The following is a 19707-nucleotide window of genomic DNA, read 5'->3' as shown; positions in this document are numbered from 1 at the left end:
AAATGGCAAATCAGATACACCCAATGGCAATTGTTGACCCCGAGGCAAAACTGGGCGACAACAATATTATCGGCCCTTTCTGCGTGATCGACAAGAACGTAGTAATCGGCGACAACAACAAGCTGTATAACGGCGTAACACTGCACTTTGGTACCCGTCTGGGTAACAACAACGAGATTTTCCCAGGTGCATCAATCTCTACCAAGCCCCAAGATCTGAAGTTCGTGGGCGAAGAGACCACCTGTGAGATTGGCGACAACAACTCAATTCGCGAAAACGTAACCATCAGTCGTGGTACTGCCTCGAAGGGTAAGACCACCGTGGGTAACAACAACCTGCTGATGGAGAATATGCATATCGGACACGACTGTGAGATTGGTAACGGCTGTATCATCGGCAACTCAACCAAGTTTGCCGGCGAGGTAGTAGTTGACGACAACGCTATCATCTCGGCCTGCTGCCTGTTCCACCAGTTCCTGCACGTGGGTGGTTACATCATGTTCCAGGGTGGTAGCCGTACCAGTCAGGACATTCCTCCCTACGTCATCGCAGGTAAGGAGCCTATCCGCTATGCTGGCGTGAACCTGATCGGACTGCGCCGTCGTGGTTTCTCGAACGAGACCATCGAGGCCATCCACGATGCCTACCGTATCATCTACTCAAAGGGTGTGATGAAGGAAGGTGTGGCCGAGGCCCGCGCTAAGTACCCCGACTCTAAGGAGGTAGAATATATCTGCTCGTTTATCGAAAATTCGAAGAGAGGTGTCATCCGCTAAGACGCTTATCGTGATCACAGGGCCAACGGCCGTAGGCAAAACAGCCTTGTGTCTCGACATAGCCCAGCACTTTGGCATACCTGTCATCAATGCCGATTCGAGGCAGATTTACAAGGAACTGAAGATAGGGACAGCAAGTCCCACAATCGAGCAAATGCGACGAGTGCCCCACTACTTTGTGGGTTCGCTCTCGCTGCACGATTACTACAGTGCATCGCTCTTTGAACAACAGGTTCTGGAAATTCTGCAGCGCGAGTTCGAGCATAGCGACTATGCCCTGCTTACAGGCGGTAGCATGATGTATATTGATGCTGTGTGCAACGGTATCGACGATATACCAACGGTTGACGATGCAACTCGCGAAGCCCTAAAAGCTAGGTTATCTAGCGAAGGTCTAGAACCTCTAGTAGAAGAACTTAGAAGGCTTGACCCTGAGTACTACGAGATAGTTGACAAGCAGAACCCTCGCCGCGTGGTGCACGGACTGGAGATATGCCTGATGACAGGTAAGACTTACACCTCGTTCCGCAAACGCGAAAAGAAAGAACGCCCGTTCCGCATTGTGAAAATCGGACTGAACCGCGACCGCGAGGAACTGTACAACCGCATCAACCAACGCGTTGACCAGATGATGACCGACGGACTGCTGGACGAAGCAAAACGTTTGTACCCGATGCGCCACATGAACGCGCTCAACACGGTGGGTTATAAAGAGATGTTTGCCTACATCGACGGCACCTGGACACTGGAAGAGGCCGTTGAACGTATAAAGGGTAACACCAGGCGATACGCACGCAAACAATTAACATGGTATAAGAAAGATGAACAGATAAGGTGGTTTCACCCTGACGAAATAGAACAAATTTATAGTTACATATCTCAAGACTATGAGCAACAAAACAACTGAAAAGATGATGGGCTGGCTGAATCTGGCTCAACAGAAAATCAAAGGCTTCTGGCCTTGGTATAAAGGCTTGTATCAGGGACGTGCCTGGTACGTAAAGACACTGGTGGGCATCGCTTCGCTGGTGGTGGCTTTCTTCCTGTACTTAGGAGCCGTTGACATGAACTTCCTGTGGCTGTTTGGTAAGAGCCCCTCGATGAGCACCATCAAGAACAAGCGCCCAGCCGAGGCTTCGATGATTCTCAGTGCCGATGGCAAACAGATTGGTAAGTTCTTTAGCGAGAACCGTACCCCTGTAGGCTACGACGATGTTAACCCCGCCTTCTGGAAGGCCCTGATTGATACCGAGGATGAGCGTTTCTACAGTCATCATGGTATCGACTATCAGGCTTTTGCTGCTGCCCTGAAGGATTACGCCCTGCACCACGATGCACGTGGCGCATCAACCATCACACAGCAGTTGGCCAAGAACCTGTTCCGTACACGTTCGGAGTATTCTACAGGTTTGCTGGGTAACATCCCCGGTATCAAGATGCTCATCCTGAAGAGTAAGGAGTGGATTACTGCCTACAAGCTGGAGTTCTTCTTTGACAAGAACGAGATTCTGACACAGTATGCCAACACCGTGGATTTCGGTTCGAACGCATTCGGTATCAAGACAGCTTGTAAAACTTATTTTGGTTGCTCGCCAAAGGATCTTACTACCGAGAATGCAGCTGTGCTGGTAGGTATGCTGAAGGCTACCACCTACTACAACCCGCTGATTAACCCCAACAACTCGCTGAAGCGCCGTAACATTGTGCTCGACCTGATGCACCAGCACGGCGACCTGACCAAGCAGGAGTGCGACTCGCTGAAGCAGCTGGAAATTAAGCTCGACTACAGCGTGGAGAATGCCTACGACGGCGAGGCTAACTACTTCCGCGAGGCTGTGGCCGACTTTATGAAGGGCTGGTGTACCGACTACTACGGCGAAAATAACAAATACGCCTACTACACCGAGGGACTGAAGATTTACACCACACTCGACTCGCGTATGCAGAAGTATGCCGAGGAGGCTGCAGTGAAGCAGATGAAGCAGGTGCAGAAGAGCTTTAACTCGCACTGGGGCAGCACTAATCCCTGGCAGGACGAGCGCCACGTTGAGATTCCCCACTTTATCGAGGATCTGGCCAAGAAGACACCTTATTATAAATATCTGAGTAGAAAGTTCGAGGATAATCAGGATTCTATCGATTATTATCTGAACCTGCCTCATAAGGTACGCCTGTTCGACTACGACAGCGAGACTGGCTATATCGAGAAGGAGATTTCTACACTCGACTCGCTGCGCTATATGGAGCGCTTTATGCACTGCGGATTTGTGGCCATCGAGCCTCAGACCGGACACGTAAAGGCTTGGGTAGGCGACGTTGACTTCAAGACCTGGAAGTACGACAAGGTTACCGCTATGCGTCAGCCTGGCTCTACCTTCAAGCTGTTTGTTTACACCGAGGCCATGAATCAGGGCATCACCCCTTGCGACACCCGTAAGGACGAGTACTTCTCGATGAAGGTGATGGATCACGGCGAGGAGGTGACATGGGCACCAACCAATGCCGACGGACGTTTCTCGAACGCCGACATCACCCTGAAGCAGGCATTTGCTATGAGTATCAACTCGGTAGCCGTTCGTCTGGGTCAGGAGTGCGGTATCGACAATATCGTAAAGACTGCCCACGACATGGGTATCAAGAGCAAGCTCGACGCTACCCCAGCCCTGGCTCTGGGTTCGAGCGACGTAAACCTGCTGGAGATGGTAAGCGCCTACTGCACACCTTGTAACGATGGTGTACAGCACGATCCCGTACTGGTAAGCAAGATTGAGGACCGCGACGGTAACGTGATTTACGAGGCTCCTACACAGGGCGAGCAGGCCATTCCTTACCGCAGCGCCTTCCTGGTACAGCAGCTGCTGATGGGTGGTATGAGCGGTACCAGCTCACGACTGAGAGGATTTGTAGGTTATGACGTGACCGACACCGACTTTGGTGGAAAGACCGGTACATCAAACAACCACTCTGATGCCTGGTTTATCGGCACCACACCTAACCTGGTTTGTGGCGCATGGGTAGGTGGCGAGTATCGTTGCATCCACTTCCGTTCGGGTATGCTGGGTCAGGGTAACCGTACGGCACTGCCCATCTGTGGTTACTTCCTGGGTAGCTTGCTCAAGGATCCTGCCTTCCAGAAGTATCACGCAAAGTTTGGTGCATCAAAGGATAACTCGCTCACACAGGCTATGTATGGTTGCGGCGGTTATCTGGCTATGCCTTCGGATTCCGACTCAATCGCTGTTGACTCGCTCCACGTTTCGGAGAGCGGCGAACTGATTGAGGTGCAGGGCGACGGCAGTATCAAGACCGGTGAGGCCGACCACGAGAACGCCAACACCACACCAACACCAAACAATAACGGCGAAGCTACCGAGAAAAAAGATTAATGCAAGCAGAACAGCAACTTGATTTGGACAACAAAGAGTGGCAGGACGCTCTCCAAATCATCAACTATACACGGCGCTCGCTTTTCCTAACCGGAAAAGCGGGCACTGGTAAATCTACCTTTCTGCGCTACGTTTCGAAAAACACCAAAAAGAAGCACGTGATACTGGCACCTACCGGCATTGCAGCTATCAATGCAGGTGGCTCAACACTTCACAGCTTTTTTAAACTCCCCTTCCACCCGCTATTGCCCAACGATGTGCAGTACAGTTGGAAGAACCTGAAGAAAACCCTGAAATATAACGGCGCCCAGTGTAAACTGATACGCGAGGTGGAGCTGATTATCATCGACGAGATATCGATGGTGCGTGCCGATATTATCGACTTTATAGATAAGGTATTACGCGCGTACACGCGCAACCCCGAGCCGTTTGGTGGCAAACAGCTGTTGCTGGTGGGCGATATCTACCAGCTGGAGCCTGTGCTGAAGGACGACGACCGACAGCTGTTGCAGCCCTTCTACCCTTCGGCTTATTTCTTTAACGCCAAAGTGTGGCAGACCATGCCGATTGTGTCTATCGAGCTGCGTAAGGTGTATCGCCAAACCGACGATAAGTTTATCGCCATCCTGGATCGCATCCGCAACAACACCGCCACCCAGCACGATCTGCAATCACTAAACAGCAGAGTTGCAAATCCATCTAGTTTATCTAGCAATTCTCGTTTATCTAGCACTTCTAGCTCATCTGGCTCACCGCTCTCCATCACCCTCGCTGCCCGCAGGGATACGGTTGATTTCATCAACGACCAGCAGCTGGATGCGCTGGATGGCGAAGTGAGTATGTTTAAGGGCGAAATCAAAGGCAACTTCCCTGAGAGCTCGTTGCCCACCCCTATGGAGCTGCACCTGAAACCAGGCGCACAGATTATCTTTATCAAGAACGATAAGGAGAAGCGTTGGGTTAACGGTACGCTGGGCACCATCGAGTATATCGACGAGGAAGGCGGCGTGATTGGCGTGATGACCGAAGATAACGAGGAGTTTGACGTGGAACGCGACATCTGGGAGAACATGCGCTACACCTTTAACGAGAAGGAACAGAAAATTGAGGAAGAACTTTTAGGCACCTATACCCAGTTCCCGCTGCGCTTGGCATGGGCCATAACGGTACACAAGAGTCAGGGACTGACATTCTCGCAAATCTCGATCGACTTTGGTGGCGGTGGCGCTTTTGCTGGCGGACAGACTTATGTGGCCCTTTCGCGTTGTACATCGCTCGAAGGCATCACCCTGAAAGAGCCCTTGCGCCCCAGCGATATCTTTGTACGCGCCGAGGTAGTAAGGTTTGCCAATCAGTACAACAACCAGCAGATAATCAACCAGGCCCTGCAGGAAGGTAAGGCCGACCGCGAATACCACGATGCCGTAACCGCCTTTGACCGAGGTGATTTCAAATCATTCCTCGACTCATTCTTCAAAGCCATCCATCTGCGCTACGATATCGAGAAGCCGCATATCCGTCGTTATATCCGTCATAAGCTGGAGATTATCAATCGCCAGAAACGCGAGATAGAACGCCTGAAGGCCGACCACGAAGCTGAGATGGCCCAGCTGAAGAACGAACTGGATGCCAAGCGCGAGATGCTGAAGCGCCTGGCTGCCGAATACACCATCATGGGTCGCGAGTGCGAACACGAACACATGACCGAAGCCGCTATCCGCAACTATCAGAAAGCACTCGAATTATACCCTGATGCCGGCGACGCACAACGCCGACTGAAAAAACTTCAGAAAACAACTAAATAAATCACCCCTCCTCTTTGTTCATAATTCTAAATTCTTAACTATCAAAATACCCCCATTTTGCAATCGTTTACATAGCAATTTTTGTTAATTTTGTTTAAAATACAACTTTGTGTAGGTGCACAGAGCCGATTCGTCAAAAAAAAACGCGAAAAAATTTGTGAGTTTCCAAAAAAAGCCTTACCTTTGCCACCGTTATCCTGAAAACAATCTTTTTACCTTAGAAGACTAATACCTATTGAAGATATGGAGCGATCGCTTGCGAAAGTCATTGCTCTTTTTTTTACCCCTACCCGAAAGGTTAATTTTTCATAAATAATAATAAACTATCAACTATAAACTATCAACTATCAATTAAAATATGTACCTTTGCACCCCGTTAGAGTCCGTTGGGGCAGAGTTAAGTGTGTACGAACGTATGCCGCCTCGCGGAAAAACCCCTAAATACAAATAAAAAGCAAATGTACGCAATTGTAGAAATTCAGGGTCAGCAGTTCAAGGCCGAGCAGGGCAAGAAGCTCTTCGTGCACCACATCAAGGATGTTGAGGCAGGCAAGACTGTTGAATTTGACAAGGTACTGCTCGTAGATGCTGACGGTGCAGTAAAGGTAGGCGCTCCCACCGTAGACGGAGCAAAAGTAGTGTGTGAAGTAGTGAACCCACTCGTAAAGGGTGACAAGGTCATCGTTTTCAAGATGAAGCGTCGTAAGGACTATCGCGTTCGCAACGGTCATCGTGAGCAGTTCACAGAAGTAGTAATCAAGTCGGTAATCGCTTAAAAACGTAGGAGGAACAACATTATGGCACATAAAAAAGGTGTAGGTAGTTCTAAGAACGGTCGTGAGAGCGCAGCTCAGCGACTTGGCATCAAGATCTTCGGTGGTCAGCAGTGCGTTGCTGGTAACATCATCGTTCGCCAGCGTGGTACAAAGCACAATCCTGGTAACAACGTTGCCATCGGTAAGGACGACACTCTCTACGCTCTCGTAGATGGTACCGTAAACTTCCACAAGGGCAAGTACAACAAGAGCGTTGTATCAGTAATTCCAAACGCTGAGGCCTAAGAGAATTATTAAGAAACACTTATTCCAAACAAACAACAGGATCCCGCACTCCGCAAGGAGTAGCGGGATTTCTGCTTTTTTTAGCTTATTTCTTTGGCTATTTAACCGATTATTTGTACCTTTGCGCCTTAGATAAAGAATATAAACTAATAAATACGTATTTAAGATGTTAACACTCAAACTCATCAATGAGGAAACAGAACGCGTAATTCGCGGATTGGAGAAGAAACACTTCGCCGGCGCCAAGGAGGCTATCGACAATGTACTGGCCGTTGACAAGCAGCGTCGCGAAGCTCAGCAGGAACTTGATAAATGCCTGAACGAGCAGAAGCAGCTCTCAGGACAGATAGGCCGTCTGATGAAGGAAGGCAAGAAGGACGAGGCCGAGCAGGTAAAGGCTCAGGTGGCTCAGCTCAAGGAGAAGTCAAAGGAGCTCGACGAGACTATGGCTAAGGCTCAGGAGGAGATGACCACTCTGCTGTGCCAGATTCCTAACATCCCTTACGACGAGGTTCCCGAGGGCAAGGTAGCTGAGGATAACCACGTAGTAAAGAGCAACCTGAAGGAGTGCACCGCTAACGACACCGTTGGCAACTGGGACGTTAACCCATCACTGGGTATCGCCAATCCCCTGCCCCACTGGGAGCTGGCCAAGAAATACAACCTCATCGACTTTGATCTGGGCGTAAAGATCACTGGTGCCGGATTCCCCGTTTATATCGGTAAGGGTGCCCGTCTGCAGCGTGCCCTCATCAACTTCTTCCTCGACGAGGCCCGTAAGAGCGGCTACACCGAAATTATGCCTCCTACAGTAGTTAATGCTGCATCAGGCTACGGTACAGGTCAGCTGCCCGATAAGGAGGGACAGATGTACCACTGCGAGGTTGACGACTTCTATCTCATCCCAACAGCCGAGGTACCTGTAACAAACATCTATCGCGACGTGATTCTCGACGAGAAGGATCTGCCTATCAAGAACTGTGCTTACACAGAGTGCTTCCGTCGTGAGGCGGGCTCATACGGTAAGGACGTTCGCGGACTGAACCGTTTGCACGAGTTCTCGAAGATTGAGATTGTACGTATCGATAAGCCCGAGCACTCAAAGGAGAGCCACAAGGAGATGCTGGAACACGTTGAGGGCCTGCTCAAGAAGTTAGAGCTTCCCTATCGTATTCTGCTGCTTTGCGGTGGCGATCAGAGCTTTACAAGCGCTATCTGCTACGACTTCGAGGTTTACTCAGAGGCTCAGGGACGCTGGCTCGAGGTATCAAGTGTATCTAACTTCGACACCTACCAGGCTAACCGCTTGAAGTGCCGCTATCGTAACAGCGAGACCAAGAAGACCGAGCTGTGCCACACACTGAACGGATCGGCTTTGGCTCTGCCTCGTATCGTGGCTGCCCTGCTGGAGAACAATCAGACCGAAAACGGTATCAAGATCCCAGCAGCACTCGTACCCTACATGGGTTGCGACATGATTGATTAATCAACAACTTACAAATACTTATGAACAAAATCGTTAGAAAAGAGCAGTTCTCTGAGAAAGTATTTCTCTTCGAGATCGAAGCTCCACTGATTGCAAAGAGCCGTAAAGCCGGTAACTTTGTGATTGTGCGCGTAGGCAAGAAGGGTGAGCGCATGCCGCTGACCATCGCTGGCGCAGACATCGAGAAGGGTACCATCACGCTGGTTGTACAGATGGTGGGACTCTCATCTAAAAAACTCTGTGCCCTGAATGTGGGCGACTATGTGACCGACGTGGTTGGTCCATTAGGTAACCCCACTAAGATTGAGAACTACGGAACGGTAGTTTGCGCAGGTGGTGGACTGGGCGTTGCTCCTATGCTGCCCATCATCCAGGCCCTGAAGGCTGCTGGCAACCGTGTGCTCTCAGTAATGGCAGGTCGCTCAAAGGACCTGATTATCCTTGAGGATAAGGTACGCGAAAGTTCTGACGAAGTAATCATTATGACCGATGACGGTAGCTACGGCGAGAAAGGCGTAGTAACCGTTGGTATCGAGAAATTCATTGAGCAGGAGCCACACGTGGATAAGGTATTCGCCATCGGACCTCCAATCATGATGAAGTTCTCGAACCTCACCGCTCAGAAGCACAACATTCCTTGCGAAGTTAGCCTGAACACCATTATGGTTGACGGAACAGGTATGTGTGGCGCATGCCGACTCACTATCGGAGGCAAGACAAAGTTTGTTTGTATCGACGGTCCTGAATTTGATGGTGCTCTGGTTGACTGGGACGAGATGTTTAAGCGTATGGGCACCTTTAAGCGCGAAGAGCAGGAGGAGCTGGCCCACTACGAGGAGCATCTGGACAGTCTAAACGCCGAGGAGAAAGCCGAGGCTAAAGGCTCCGACATCAAGATGGACAGCGATCCTACCAACGATCCCATCGAGGTGCTGACCGACCGCAACGCTGCTTGGCGTGATGAGCTCAGAAAGAGCATGAAACCAAAAGAGCGCACTCAGATTGAGCGCGTGATTATGCCTGAGCTCGACCCCGTTTATCGTGCTACCACACGTACCGAGGAGGTAAACATCGGACTTACCAAGGAGATGGCAATGACCGAGGCTAAGCGCTGTCTGGATTGCGCCAAACCAACCTGTGTTGAGGGCTGTCCTGTAAACATCAATATCCCATCGTTCATCAAGAACATCGAGCGCGGTCAGTTCCTGGCTGCTGCTAAGGTGCTGAAGAACACCTCTGCCCTGCCCGCTGTGTGCGGACGTGTTTGTCCTCAGGAGAAGCAGTGCGAGAGCAAGTGTATCCACCTGAAGATGAACGAGCCCGCTGTAGCCATCGGCTACCTGGAGCGTTTCGCAGCCGACTTTGAGCGCGAGAGCGGCAACATCAGTCTGCCTGAGATTGCACCAGCCAACGGTATGAAGATTGCCGTAGTTGGTTCGGGTCCTGCCGGACTGAGCTTTGCTGGCGATATGGTGAAGAAAGGTTATGATGTATATGTATTTGAGGCATTGCACGAAATCGGTGGTGTGCTGAAGTACGGTATCCCCGAGTTCCGTCTGCCAAATAAGATTGTAGATGTAGAAATCGAGAATCTGGCTAAGATGGGCGTTCACTTCCAGACCGACGTGATTGTGGGTAAGACCATCAGCGTAGAGCAGCTTGAGGCTCAGGGCTTCAAGGGCATCTTCGTTGGTTCGGGAGCCGGACTGCCTAACTTCATGAATATCCCTGGCGAGAACAGCATCAACATCATGTCATCAAACGAGTACCTTACCCGTGTGAACCTGATGGATGCCGCCAACCCCAAGACCGATACCCCACTGAACCCCGCCAAGAGCGTACTGGTTGTAGGTGGTGGTAATACCGCTATGGACTCTTGTCGTACAGCCAAGCGTCTGGGTGCCGATGTTACTTTGGTATATCGTCGTAGTGAGGTTGAGATGCCAGCCCGACTGGAAGAGGTGAAGCATGCTAAGGAAGAGGGCATTAAGTTCCTCACCCTGCATAATCCTATCGAGTATATTGCCGACGAGACGGGTGCCGTTAAGCAGGCCGTTCTGCAGGTGATGGAGCTGGGCGAGCCCGATGCATCAGGTCGCCGCAGTCCTGTTCCCGTTGAGGGTAAGACCGTAACACTCGATGTTGATCAGGTGATTGTGGCCGTTGGCGTATCACCAAACCCACTGGTACCAAAGAGTATTGAGGGCTTGGAGCTGGGCCGCAAGAACACCATCGCTGTGAGCGAGGAGATGCAGTCGTCTCGTGCTGAGATCTTCGCTGGTGGCGACATCGTGCGTGGTGGTGCAACAGTCATCCTCGCTATGGGTGATGGCCGTCGTGCTGCATTGAATATGGATAAGCATCTGCGTGGAGAAGCTTAATCAAGATAAAGAGAGCCATCGCCTCTGGCATCGTCTCAATGAGCGTTTTGTCAAGGCGATGGCTACTTATCATCTGATAGAAGATGATGACCGCATACTCGTGGGGCTATCGGGCGGTAAGGACTCGCTCCTGTTGCTCGAAATGCTGGCCAAGCGCTCGCGCATACAGCACCCACGTTTTACGGTAGAGGCCTTGCACGTTAGGATGGCTAACATCCACTACGAGACCGACACAAGCTACCTGCAGCAGTTCTGCGACAACCTGGGCGTAAAGCTCCACGTGCTAACTACTAGCTTTGAGGTTGACGCTACAGCCGATTCGGAACCTACCGACGCAGCCCGTCGCCGCAAGCAGAAAACGCCCTGTTTCCTGTGCTCATGGAACCGCCGCAAGCAGATGTTCAATCTGGCGCAGGAGTTAGGCTGCAACAAGATTGCCTTAGGGCATCATCAGGACGACCTGCTGCACACGGCATTAATGAATCTCACCTTCCAAGGCCGATTCGACACCATGCCCGCCCTACTCAGGATGCGCAAGATGCCACTCGCCATCATCCGTCCGCTGTGTATGATCGAGGAGAAAGACATCAAGCAGTACGCTGAGTTGCAGGGTTATCAGAAACAGCAGAAACTCTGTCCCTACGAGACCCACTCGCATCGCGCCGACATCAAGCACATCTACGATGCTATCGAGCAGATGAACCCTGAAGCCCGCTACAGCATGTGGAACGCGCTGAACGCTGACAACAAACTAATAGAAGAATAAGATATGAACCTGAGAAAGATTACGATACTTGCATTGGCCGTACTGCTGTCGCTCCCGATGGCAGCACAGAAACGTAAACGTGTAAAGCCCAAAGCTAAACCCGTGCCTGTGATCGAAGAGCCACAGGAGGATCCACGCATCACCAATATGCGCGAGATGACACAGCAAATTGTGATTATCGACAGTATCGTAACCGATAAGGAGCAGTTCTTGGCTTCAATCCGACTCTCATCCGAATCGGGTAAGCTGATGCCTACGGGCACCTTCTTCAACAATCAGCAGCAGGGTTGCCTTTACATCAACGAGATGGGCAACAAGGTGTACTTCAGTCAGCCTGTCGACACGCTGCAGCAGCTCTTCACATCCGACAAACTGGGTAACGAATGGAGCCGTGCGCAGCGCCTTACTGGTATCAGCGAGGGCATCAGCGAGGCCTCCTACCCCTTTATGCTTGCCGATGGCGTAACCTTCTACTTTGCCGGTAAGGGCGAAGAGAGTATTGGTGGCTACGACATCTTTGTGACACGCTACGACTCGCGTAGCGGTTCATTCCTGAAACCCGAGAATATCGGTATGCCTTTCAACTCTGAGGCCAACGACTACATGTACGCTATCGACGAAACCAACCGTATCGGCTACTTCGCCAGCGATCGTCGCCAGCCTGAGGGCAAGTTATGTATCTATATCTTCGTGCCATCAGAGACACGTAAGACTTACGATGGCGCCGTGTATTCAGAAGAGCAGATCCGTAATCTGGCTGATATCACCAGCATTGCTGATACCTGGGGCGATGGCGCTGAGCGTCAGGCTGCCCTCGAGCGTATCAAGCAGAAATACGCCGCTGGCACATCAGTCGAAAAAACGAACAACAAAGGTAAAGCGACAGTAAACTTCCAATCGAAAGAAGCCAAATCGCTCTACCCTGAGCTGGTGGAACAGCAGAGCAAGCTGGATACCGCCAACGCACGCCTGGCCCAGTTGCGCCAGCAGTATCACACAGCCAACACCAACGGTAGAAAAGTGCTGAAGAACGAGATTCTGAAGCTCGAAGCCGAGGTGGTAGAGCTGAACGCCAACGTAAAACAGTTGGATAAAGCAATCCGTAATGCAGAAATTAAAAGTAAAATTAAATAATACATACAGTCTATGAAGAAGAATTTTCCAGAATCAGAACTGATTATCAATGCCGATGGTTCATGTTTCCATCTGCATCTGAAGCCAGAACAGCTGGCCGACAAGGTGGTGCTGGTAGGCGATCCAGCCCGAGTAGACACAGTTGCAGCTCACTTCGACTCAAAGGAGTGCGAGGTTAGCAGTCGCGAGTTCCACACCATCACAGGTATGTATAAAGGCAAACGCATCACTGTACAGAGTCACGGTATCGGTTGCGACAATATTGATATCGTAGCCAACGAGCTCGACACACTCGCCAACATCGATTATAACACCCGCGAGGAGAAAGCCGAGCATCGCACCCTCACCATGGTACGTATCGGTACCTGTGGCGGTTTGCAGCCCAACACCCCTACCGGATGTTTCGTAGCCAGCGTAAAGAGCATTGGTTTTGATGGTTTGCTGAACTACTATGCCGACCGTAATAAGGTGTGCGACCTGAAGCTTGAAGAGGCTTTTAAGCAGCACATGAACTGGAACCCCATCAAGGGTGCTCCTTACGTATCGGTAGCCGATGCTGAGCTTATCGACCGCATTGCAAAGGACGATATGGTTCGTGGCTATACTATCTCGTGTGGCGGATTCTACGGTCCTCAGGGTCGCGTGCTGCGTGCTAACATCGAGGATCCCAAGCAGAACGAGAAGATTGAGAGCTTTGAGTATGATGGCTTGAAGATCTGCAACTTCGAGATGGAGTCATCAGCCCTCGCCGGTATGGCATCGCTACTGGGTCATCGTGCTATGACCTGCTGCATGGTTATCGCCAACCGCTACGCCCAGAAGATGAACACCGAGTACAAGAACAGCATCGATACCCTTATCGAAAAAGTTCTCGACCGCATCTAATGTTTAATCTTTAATGTTTAATCTTTAACGTTTAATGTCGGTCGACACAATTTGCGCACTCGCTACCGCCCCTGGCGGAGCAATAGGAATAGTAAGAATCTCAGGTAACGAAACACTTGAGATTCTTTCTCGTGTATTTACCAAGGACCTCACAAACGCCCAGCCCAACACCATTCATTATGGGCATATCAGGAACGGCGAAGAGACGATTGACGAGGTTCTGGTAAGCGTATTCCGTGCCCCCCACTCTTATACGGGCGAAGAGAGCGCAGAGATTTCGTGTCACGGTTCACGTTATATCCTGAATAAGGTGTTAGCCTTGCTGATAGCCAATGGTTGTCGCCAGGCGGGCCCAGGTGAGTTTACACAGCGTGCTTATCTGAACGGCAAGATGGACCTCTCGCAGGCCGAAGCTGTAGCCGATCTGATAGCCTCAACCAATCAGGCTACCCACCAGATAGCAATGAGTCAGCTGCGTGGTCATTTTTCATCCAAGCTGGCCCAACTGCGCGAACAGCTGCTCAAGCTCACCTCACTCTTAGAGCTCGAGCTTGATTTCTCCGATCACGAGGATTTGGAGTTTGCCGACCGCAGCGAGCTGATGGATTTAACGAAAACGATTGACAATCACATTACCCGCTTGGCCAAAAGCTTCGAAACAGGTCAGGCACTTAAGCAAGGTATCCCTGTGGCCATTGTGGGCAAGACCAACGTGGGAAAATCTACCCTTCTGAATCGCTTATTGAAGGATGATCGCGCTATTGTGAGCGACGTTCATGGTACCACCCGTGATACCATCGAGGACACCATCGACATCAACGGTATCACCTTCCGCTTTATCGATACAGCAGGTATCCGACAGACCCAGGACGAGGTAGAACAGATAGGTATTACCCGCACATATGCCGCTATCGACAAGGCCCGCATCGTGCTTTGGCTGATTGATGCAGAGCCTTCAACAGAAGAAATTAACGATGTATTACAACGCACTGATAACAAGAAGCTTATCGTTATCAAAAATAAAGCCGACAAGGCGGATAACAATAGTTACAATCTGTTAAATCGCCCATTTATCACCATCAGTGCTAAGTTTGGTACCGGTATCGAAGAGTTAGAGCAAGCCGTCTACGAGGCAGCTAATATTCCTGCCCTAACCGATAACGACATCATTGTTACCAACGCCCGTCATTACGACGCTTTGGTGCGTGCTCACGACAGCATCCAACGCGTGATCGACGGTCTCCAAATGCAACTTAGCGGAGACCTTCTGAGTGAAGATCTCCGCCAAGCCCTTGACACCCTCGCCGAAATCACCGGCGGTCAAATCACCCCCAACGAAGTTTTAGGAAATATCTTTAAAAACTTCTGCGTGGGAAAGTGATTCTTGGGTTTTATTTCTTTTCCTTACCGTGAACGCTCTTAATCTTCATGCCTAACTTACCAGGCAGGACGGCGTTAAGACCTACGCCTACGATAGCCGAGAGGGCTAAGCCTGAGAAGTGGATAGGACCGAAGCTTACGTTATCGTCGGCACCGTATTTCACGCCGATGGCGATAACCAGAATCAAAGCAGCCACAAACACATTACGTGAAGAGTTGAAATCTACGCTATCCTCAACCAGGTTGCGAACACCCACAGCCGAGATCATACCGTAGAGAATCAAGCTTACACCACCGATGGTAGCAGCAGGCATCAAGCCAATCAAGCAAGCGAACTTAGGACAGAACGACAGCAGGATGGCAAAGACAGCAGCCAGACGAATCACAGCGGGGTCGAACACCTTAGTAAGGTTCAGCACGCCGGTATTCTCGCCGTAAGTGGTGTTAGCAGGCGCACCAAACAGCGATGCAAAAGCAGTAGCCAGTCCGTCGCCCATCAGCGTACGGTGCAAACCGGGCTCCTTTAGGAAGTCCTTACCTACAGTAGAAGAGATAGCACACATATCACCGATGTGCTCCATAATGGTAGCGATGGCGATAGGCATGATGGCAATAATGGTAGAAATCAAAAACGTAGTATCCATATTATCCCATACAGCCAGCGCGGTCTGCTCCTTGCTGAAAGGCAGTCCAATCCAGTTTGCCTCGCCCAGCGAAGTAAAATCAACCTCGCCCATTGCAACGGCAACGCTATAGCTTACTACCACACCCAGCAGAATTGGAATAATCTTGATGATGCCCTTACCATAAATGCTGGCAACAATCACCGTCACAAGTGCTACGAGTGCCAATGGCCAGTTGGTGGTACAGTTCTGAATAGCGCTACCCGAGAGCACCAAGCCAATAGCAATAATCATAGGACCAGTAACCAAAGGTGGGAAGAAATGCAACACTCTCTCGATGCCGAACGACTTGATGAGTCCGGCCATCACGAAATAGCACAAACCGGCAAAGAGCACGCCGATACAGGCATAATCCAAAGCCAGCGTCTCGCTCATTCCCTGCTCTACGCCCAGTGCCTTCACCGACAGATAGCCGCCCAGGAAGGCAAACGATGAGCCAAGGAAAGCAGGCACCTTAAACTTGCTGATAGCATGGAACACCAATGTGCCGATACCTGCAAACAGCAAGGTTGACGACACAGAAAGACCAGTTAACACAGGCACCAGCACGGTGGCACCAAACATAGCAAACAAATGTTGGACACCCAAAATAATGTATTTTGGCATGCCCAGTTCTCTGGCATCAAAGATGCCCTCTTTTTCTTCTATCTGATTCATCTAAGTGAGAAATTTTATAAAATCGTGCAAATATACAAAAAATCCACAATACTCTCATGATTTTCCCCATTTTTATTTTTACCGAAAGAACTGTTTTCGCACACAATTTAGCTGTGTTCGCACACAACAGCTTGATGTATATCAAAAGAAATGCATTTTATTGCAAAAAGTATATCATTTTTATTGTATGGTAACGAAAATCGCCGTACCTTTGCATCGTCAAAAAGATACAGAGGTATTAGTTAGGTAATATAGATTGATTTAGGTTTTTATTTAGAGTTAATAGTTAGTTAGAATTTGGTTTTAGGTTTATTAGTTAAATTGGAGATAGGTATTTCTAAGGTGTTAGAAAAGATTTGTTAGTAAGGATAACAAAGACGCAGTGGTGACACTCCGTTTTTTCTCAGAAAAAGGTTTTTAGTTATTCATAGATTGTTGGTGCCGCCCTCGAGTCGTTGATGACTCTCGAGCGGCTTTTTTATGCACCAACAAACTAAATACAAGTTAGAATGAACGCATAGTGATATGGTTTGTTACCATCAATGGTGTATTGGGGCAGTGTGCGGCGCCCCCAGGTGTCGATGCCACCAACACCATGAATATTCAAATCGATATTGAGATTTACAAACTGCCCACGCTGAATTTCATACGGATGACGAGCCGCCTCAAGGTTTTCCTCACCATAATCCCAGGCACGAATGCAGAGTGGTTGTAATCCATCAATACGCAATGTGTTAGAACCATTAGATATACTGAACCAACGCACATCAGTACGGCATCCATTGTCTTGAGGACGTATGTATTCGGTTTCGAATTGTGACAATGGCATCTGATAAAGACCGAGGAAAGCACTCCGTTTGCGATCAGGATAGTTTTCCCAGGGTCCACGACCATAATACGCTATTTTTGTCATATCAGCTGCCAAACGCATACGCATGCCCAACTTTGGCATAATTGGGCGATTTGTTTCTGTGGGCTGATAGTCAACATCAACAAGAATGCTACGCTCATTAAGCACGGTGTAACGCACCTTCACATCTTTTACCTCTTTCCACATAGCTACACGCCCCGCAAAACCAGCGGCATGCTGATTGTCATTTTCTGGTTTCCAGAAATATGGATCGAGGGGGGCTTGCAGTACTTCGCGCCCATCTATCATCCATGACGTGAGTGCGTTACCACGGATGGTAATGCCATTACCTGCAACAAGAGAATCAGAAGGAGTCACTACTGGTTTCGAGAACACATAAGGCGAAAGTACAAACTGCTCACTGGCTACCACAAATCCTTTCTGAGCCCAAGGCATATCCTGACGCAAATGCGCAGCCACATTCAACAGTCGTTCACCATCAATCACGATAGTATCACACGTGATGTCGTACTCACTCACATCAGTAAAACTGTCACGATTGATAATATGAATGCTATCCCCTTGTAACACAAACTGCAAAGGTTGATACACATGTTGTACCTCATAGTAATGTGGATGTGGCGTACGGTCGGGTGCCAGCAAACCATTGATACAGAAGGCATCTAAGTTTGGTTTATCACCAAAGTCGCCTCCATAAGCCCAGAACTTCTTATCCCCATCTTTCTTAACGAGTCCCTGGTCCACCCAATCCCAAATGGCAGCGCCACAGATACTTGAGTCGGCATATATCACATCCCAGTACTCCTGCAGGTTACCCACGGAGTTACCCATGGCGTGGGCATATTCGCGTGCTATCAGCGGTTTCTCCGTTTCTTTGATAGCCTCACTGCGCAGTTCGTCGGGTGCAGGATAACCAAAGTCGTGCAGAGCGGAGTAGCGTGGATGACAATCGTAGAAAGGCAGGCGTGTAGAGTCAAGCTCGCACACCTTGTCATACATTGCCTGAATATTAGGACCTACCCCACCCTCATTTCCAAGACTCCAAAGGATGACGCATGGATGATTGAAGTCACGTTTCACCAACGATTCTGCGCGATCCACATGTGCCTGCTTCCAAGCCTCATCATGCCCCATCTCTTCGTTGGCATAGCCATAGCCATGACTCTCCTGATTAGCCTCGTCCATCACATAGAGCCCCCATCTATCGCAGAGTTCATAAAGATATTCGCGATCAGGATAGTGCGACGTACGCAGAAAATTAATATTGGCCTGCTTCATCAGTCGAATGTCCGTCTCATAGGTAGCATCATCTACATAGCGACCTGTGATAGGATGATGGTCATGACGATTCACACCACGCAACTTTACATTCTTGTCGTTGATTTTGAAAACCTCTCCAACGGTTTCTACCCGTTTCACTCCCAGATGATAATCAAAATGCTCAACCACGTTACCCTTCTTATCTACGAGTTCAACGCTAAACGGATAGAGATGAGGCTTCTCAGCCGACCACAAACGGGGATGATCTATCAGGTGCGAAAGCTTAACATGCATGGTATCGCCTGCCCCCAGCGTTTTCAGAGCCCCATCGATGGTATGTCCATCCAACTTCAGCACAGCCTTCATATTTTTAGCCACTGAGCGACCGCTATTACAAACGGCAATATCAGCAGTCACACTGGCTTGAGAAAAATGTCGGTTAGGAACAGCCGTTACATGGTAGTCGGCAATATGCACCAAGGGCGCACCCACAACTGCACCTCACGGAAGATGCCAGAAAGGCGCCACATATCCTGATCTTCCAGATAACTGCCATCGCACCAACGATAAACCTCGACAGCCAGTTTGTTCTCACCTTCATGCAGATACTGCGTCACATCAAACTCGGCCGGCGACATGGAATTCTGACTATAGCCCACCAGCTTTCCATTCAACCAAACATACATCGCCGAATGGACACCACCGAAATGCAGAATAAGATTCTGTGATAGCATTGCTTTAGTGACGTTGATATAGGTAACGTAGGAGCCTACAGGATTGCGGTTCTCATAGGCCGTCCAGTCACGTGGCGGCTCACTTGTCACACTGGGCCGATCACGCTTAAAAGGATAGTCTATATTAGTATATATAGGTGTGCCAAAGCCCTGGGTCTGCCAGTTGCCAGGCACCTTGATTTTATCCCATGCGCTCACATCGAAATGCTCCGCATAAAAGTCAACCGGCCTCTCCTCTGGTTTGCGGCTCCAATGGAAGAACCACTCACCATCCAGACTCACAATCTCCTTGCACTCATGCCACCTAGAAGGTAACTGCAAAGTAGCATGATAAGGCAATTTATTGATACCAAGAACAGCAGGGTTCTCCCAATCACGAGATGTCTGCGCCTGACCATCAACAGCCAGCGCCAACATCAATGCGAAAAAAATTCTTTTCATT

General features: G+C 49.7%; 15 protein-coding genes. 12 read left to right on the top strand and 3 right to left on the bottom strand.

The genetic code is table 11. From position 1 onward, the window contains the following. The first annotated feature begins 2 nt into the window (after window positions 1–2). From lpxA to mnmE, 12 genes are all read left to right on the top strand, one after another. A complete protein-coding gene (gene lpxA / locus BLR73_RS00345) occupies window positions 3–776 on the top strand; it encodes an acyl-ACP--UDP-N-acetylglucosamine O-acyltransferase (protein ID WP_013063623.1) in 774 nt (257 codons plus the stop codon). Then, the gene (gene miaA / locus BLR73_RS00340) at window positions 763–1683 is read left to right on the top strand and encodes a tRNA (adenosine(37)-N6)-dimethylallyltransferase MiaA (RefSeq protein WP_091857830.1); all 921 of its coding nucleotides are present in this window, start codon (window positions 763–765) and stop codon (window positions 1681–1683) included. The genes lpxA and miaA overlap by 14 nt, the downstream gene beginning before the upstream one ends. After that, the gene (locus BLR73_RS00335; protein WP_073047902.1) at window positions 1664–4162 is read left to right on the top strand and encodes a transglycosylase domain-containing protein; all 2499 of its coding nucleotides are present in this window, start codon (window positions 1664–1666) and stop codon (window positions 4160–4162) included. Before miaA ends, BLR73_RS00335 begins: the two co-directional genes overlap by 20 nt. Further along, window positions 4162–5967: an ATP-dependent DNA helicase gene (locus BLR73_RS00330; RefSeq protein WP_091857825.1), complete on the top strand. Its 1806-nt coding sequence runs from the start codon at window positions 4162–4164 to the stop codon at window positions 5965–5967. The genes BLR73_RS00335 and BLR73_RS00330 overlap by 1 nt, the downstream gene beginning before the upstream one ends. Window positions 5968–6425: 458 nt before the next feature. Beyond that, window positions 6426–6743 (top strand): 50S ribosomal protein L21, encoded by a 318-nt coding sequence (rplU, locus tag BLR73_RS00325; protein ID WP_013063597.1) that lies wholly within the window; start codon window positions 6426–6428, stop codon window positions 6741–6743. Between the two features lie 21 nt (window positions 6744–6764). Next, entirely contained in the window at window positions 6765–7028 is a 264-nt protein-coding gene (gene rpmA / locus BLR73_RS00320) for a 50S ribosomal protein L27 (RefSeq protein ID WP_013064241.1), read from the top strand. A 166-nt stretch (window positions 7029–7194) separates the two neighbouring features. After that, window positions 7195–8514 (top strand): serine--tRNA ligase, encoded by a 1320-nt coding sequence (serS, locus tag BLR73_RS00315; RefSeq protein WP_013065156.1) that lies wholly within the window; start codon window positions 7195–7197, stop codon window positions 8512–8514. A gap of 20 nt (window positions 8515–8534) precedes the next feature. Then, window positions 8535–10895, top strand: a complete 2361-nt coding sequence (locus BLR73_RS00310; RefSeq protein ID WP_091857820.1) for a bifunctional dihydroorotate dehydrogenase B NAD binding subunit/NADPH-dependent glutamate synthase — start codon at window positions 8535–8537, stop codon at window positions 10893–10895. Beyond that, on the top strand, window positions 10882–11661 hold the full coding sequence (locus BLR73_RS00305; protein ID WP_013063076.1) for a tRNA 2-thiocytidine biosynthesis TtcA family protein: 780 nt from the start codon (window positions 10882–10884) through the stop codon (window positions 11659–11661). The genes BLR73_RS00310 and BLR73_RS00305 overlap by 14 nt, the downstream gene beginning before the upstream one ends. 3 nt (window positions 11662–11664) lie before the next feature. Beyond that, the gene (locus BLR73_RS00300) at window positions 11665–12795 is read left to right on the top strand and encodes a hypothetical protein (RefSeq protein ID WP_143010849.1); all 1131 of its coding nucleotides are present in this window, start codon (window positions 11665–11667) and stop codon (window positions 12793–12795) included. A gap of 12 nt (window positions 12796–12807) precedes the next feature. Further along, entirely contained in the window at window positions 12808–13680 is an 873-nt protein-coding gene (locus BLR73_RS00295) for a nucleoside phosphorylase (protein ID WP_013064290.1), read from the top strand. A 34-nt stretch (window positions 13681–13714) separates the two neighbouring features. Further along, on the top strand, window positions 13715–15061 hold the full coding sequence (mnmE, locus tag BLR73_RS00290) for a tRNA uridine-5-carboxymethylaminomethyl(34) synthesis GTPase MnmE (RefSeq protein ID WP_091857813.1): 1347 nt from the start codon (window positions 13715–13717) through the stop codon (window positions 15059–15061). 10 nt (window positions 15062–15071) lie between these two features. Here mnmE and BLR73_RS00285 read toward each other — a convergent pair whose 3' ends face one another. The 3 genes from BLR73_RS00285 to BLR73_RS14485 all read right to left on the bottom strand — a co-directional run bounded on the left by BLR73_RS00285 (window position 15072) and on the right by BLR73_RS14485 (window position 19706). Further along, window positions 15072–16400, bottom strand: coding sequence for a uracil-xanthine permease family protein (locus tag BLR73_RS00285; RefSeq protein ID WP_233456443.1), 1329 nt, complete (start codon window positions 16398–16400; stop codon window positions 15072–15074). Window positions 16401–16893: 493 nt separating this feature from the next. Continuing rightward, complete coding sequence (locus BLR73_RS00280) at window positions 16894–19023, bottom strand: glycoside hydrolase family 2 TIM barrel-domain containing protein (protein ID WP_233456444.1); 2130 nt, start codon at window positions 19021–19023, stop codon at window positions 16894–16896. Beyond that, window positions 18984–19706, bottom strand: a complete 723-nt coding sequence (locus BLR73_RS14485; protein ID WP_233456445.1) for a sugar-binding domain-containing protein — start codon at window positions 19704–19706, stop codon at window positions 18984–18986. Before BLR73_RS14485 ends, BLR73_RS00280 begins: the two co-directional genes overlap by 40 nt. Between the last annotated feature and the right edge of the window lies 1 nt (window position 19707).

The organism is Prevotella sp. khp1 (assembly GCF_900102205.1).
Lineage (GTDB): Bacteria > Bacteroidota > Bacteroidia > Bacteroidales > Bacteroidaceae > Prevotella > Prevotella ruminicola.
The sequence above is the reverse complement of the archived record's forward strand: the minus strand, read 5'-3'. Positions and strand labels throughout refer to the sequence as shown.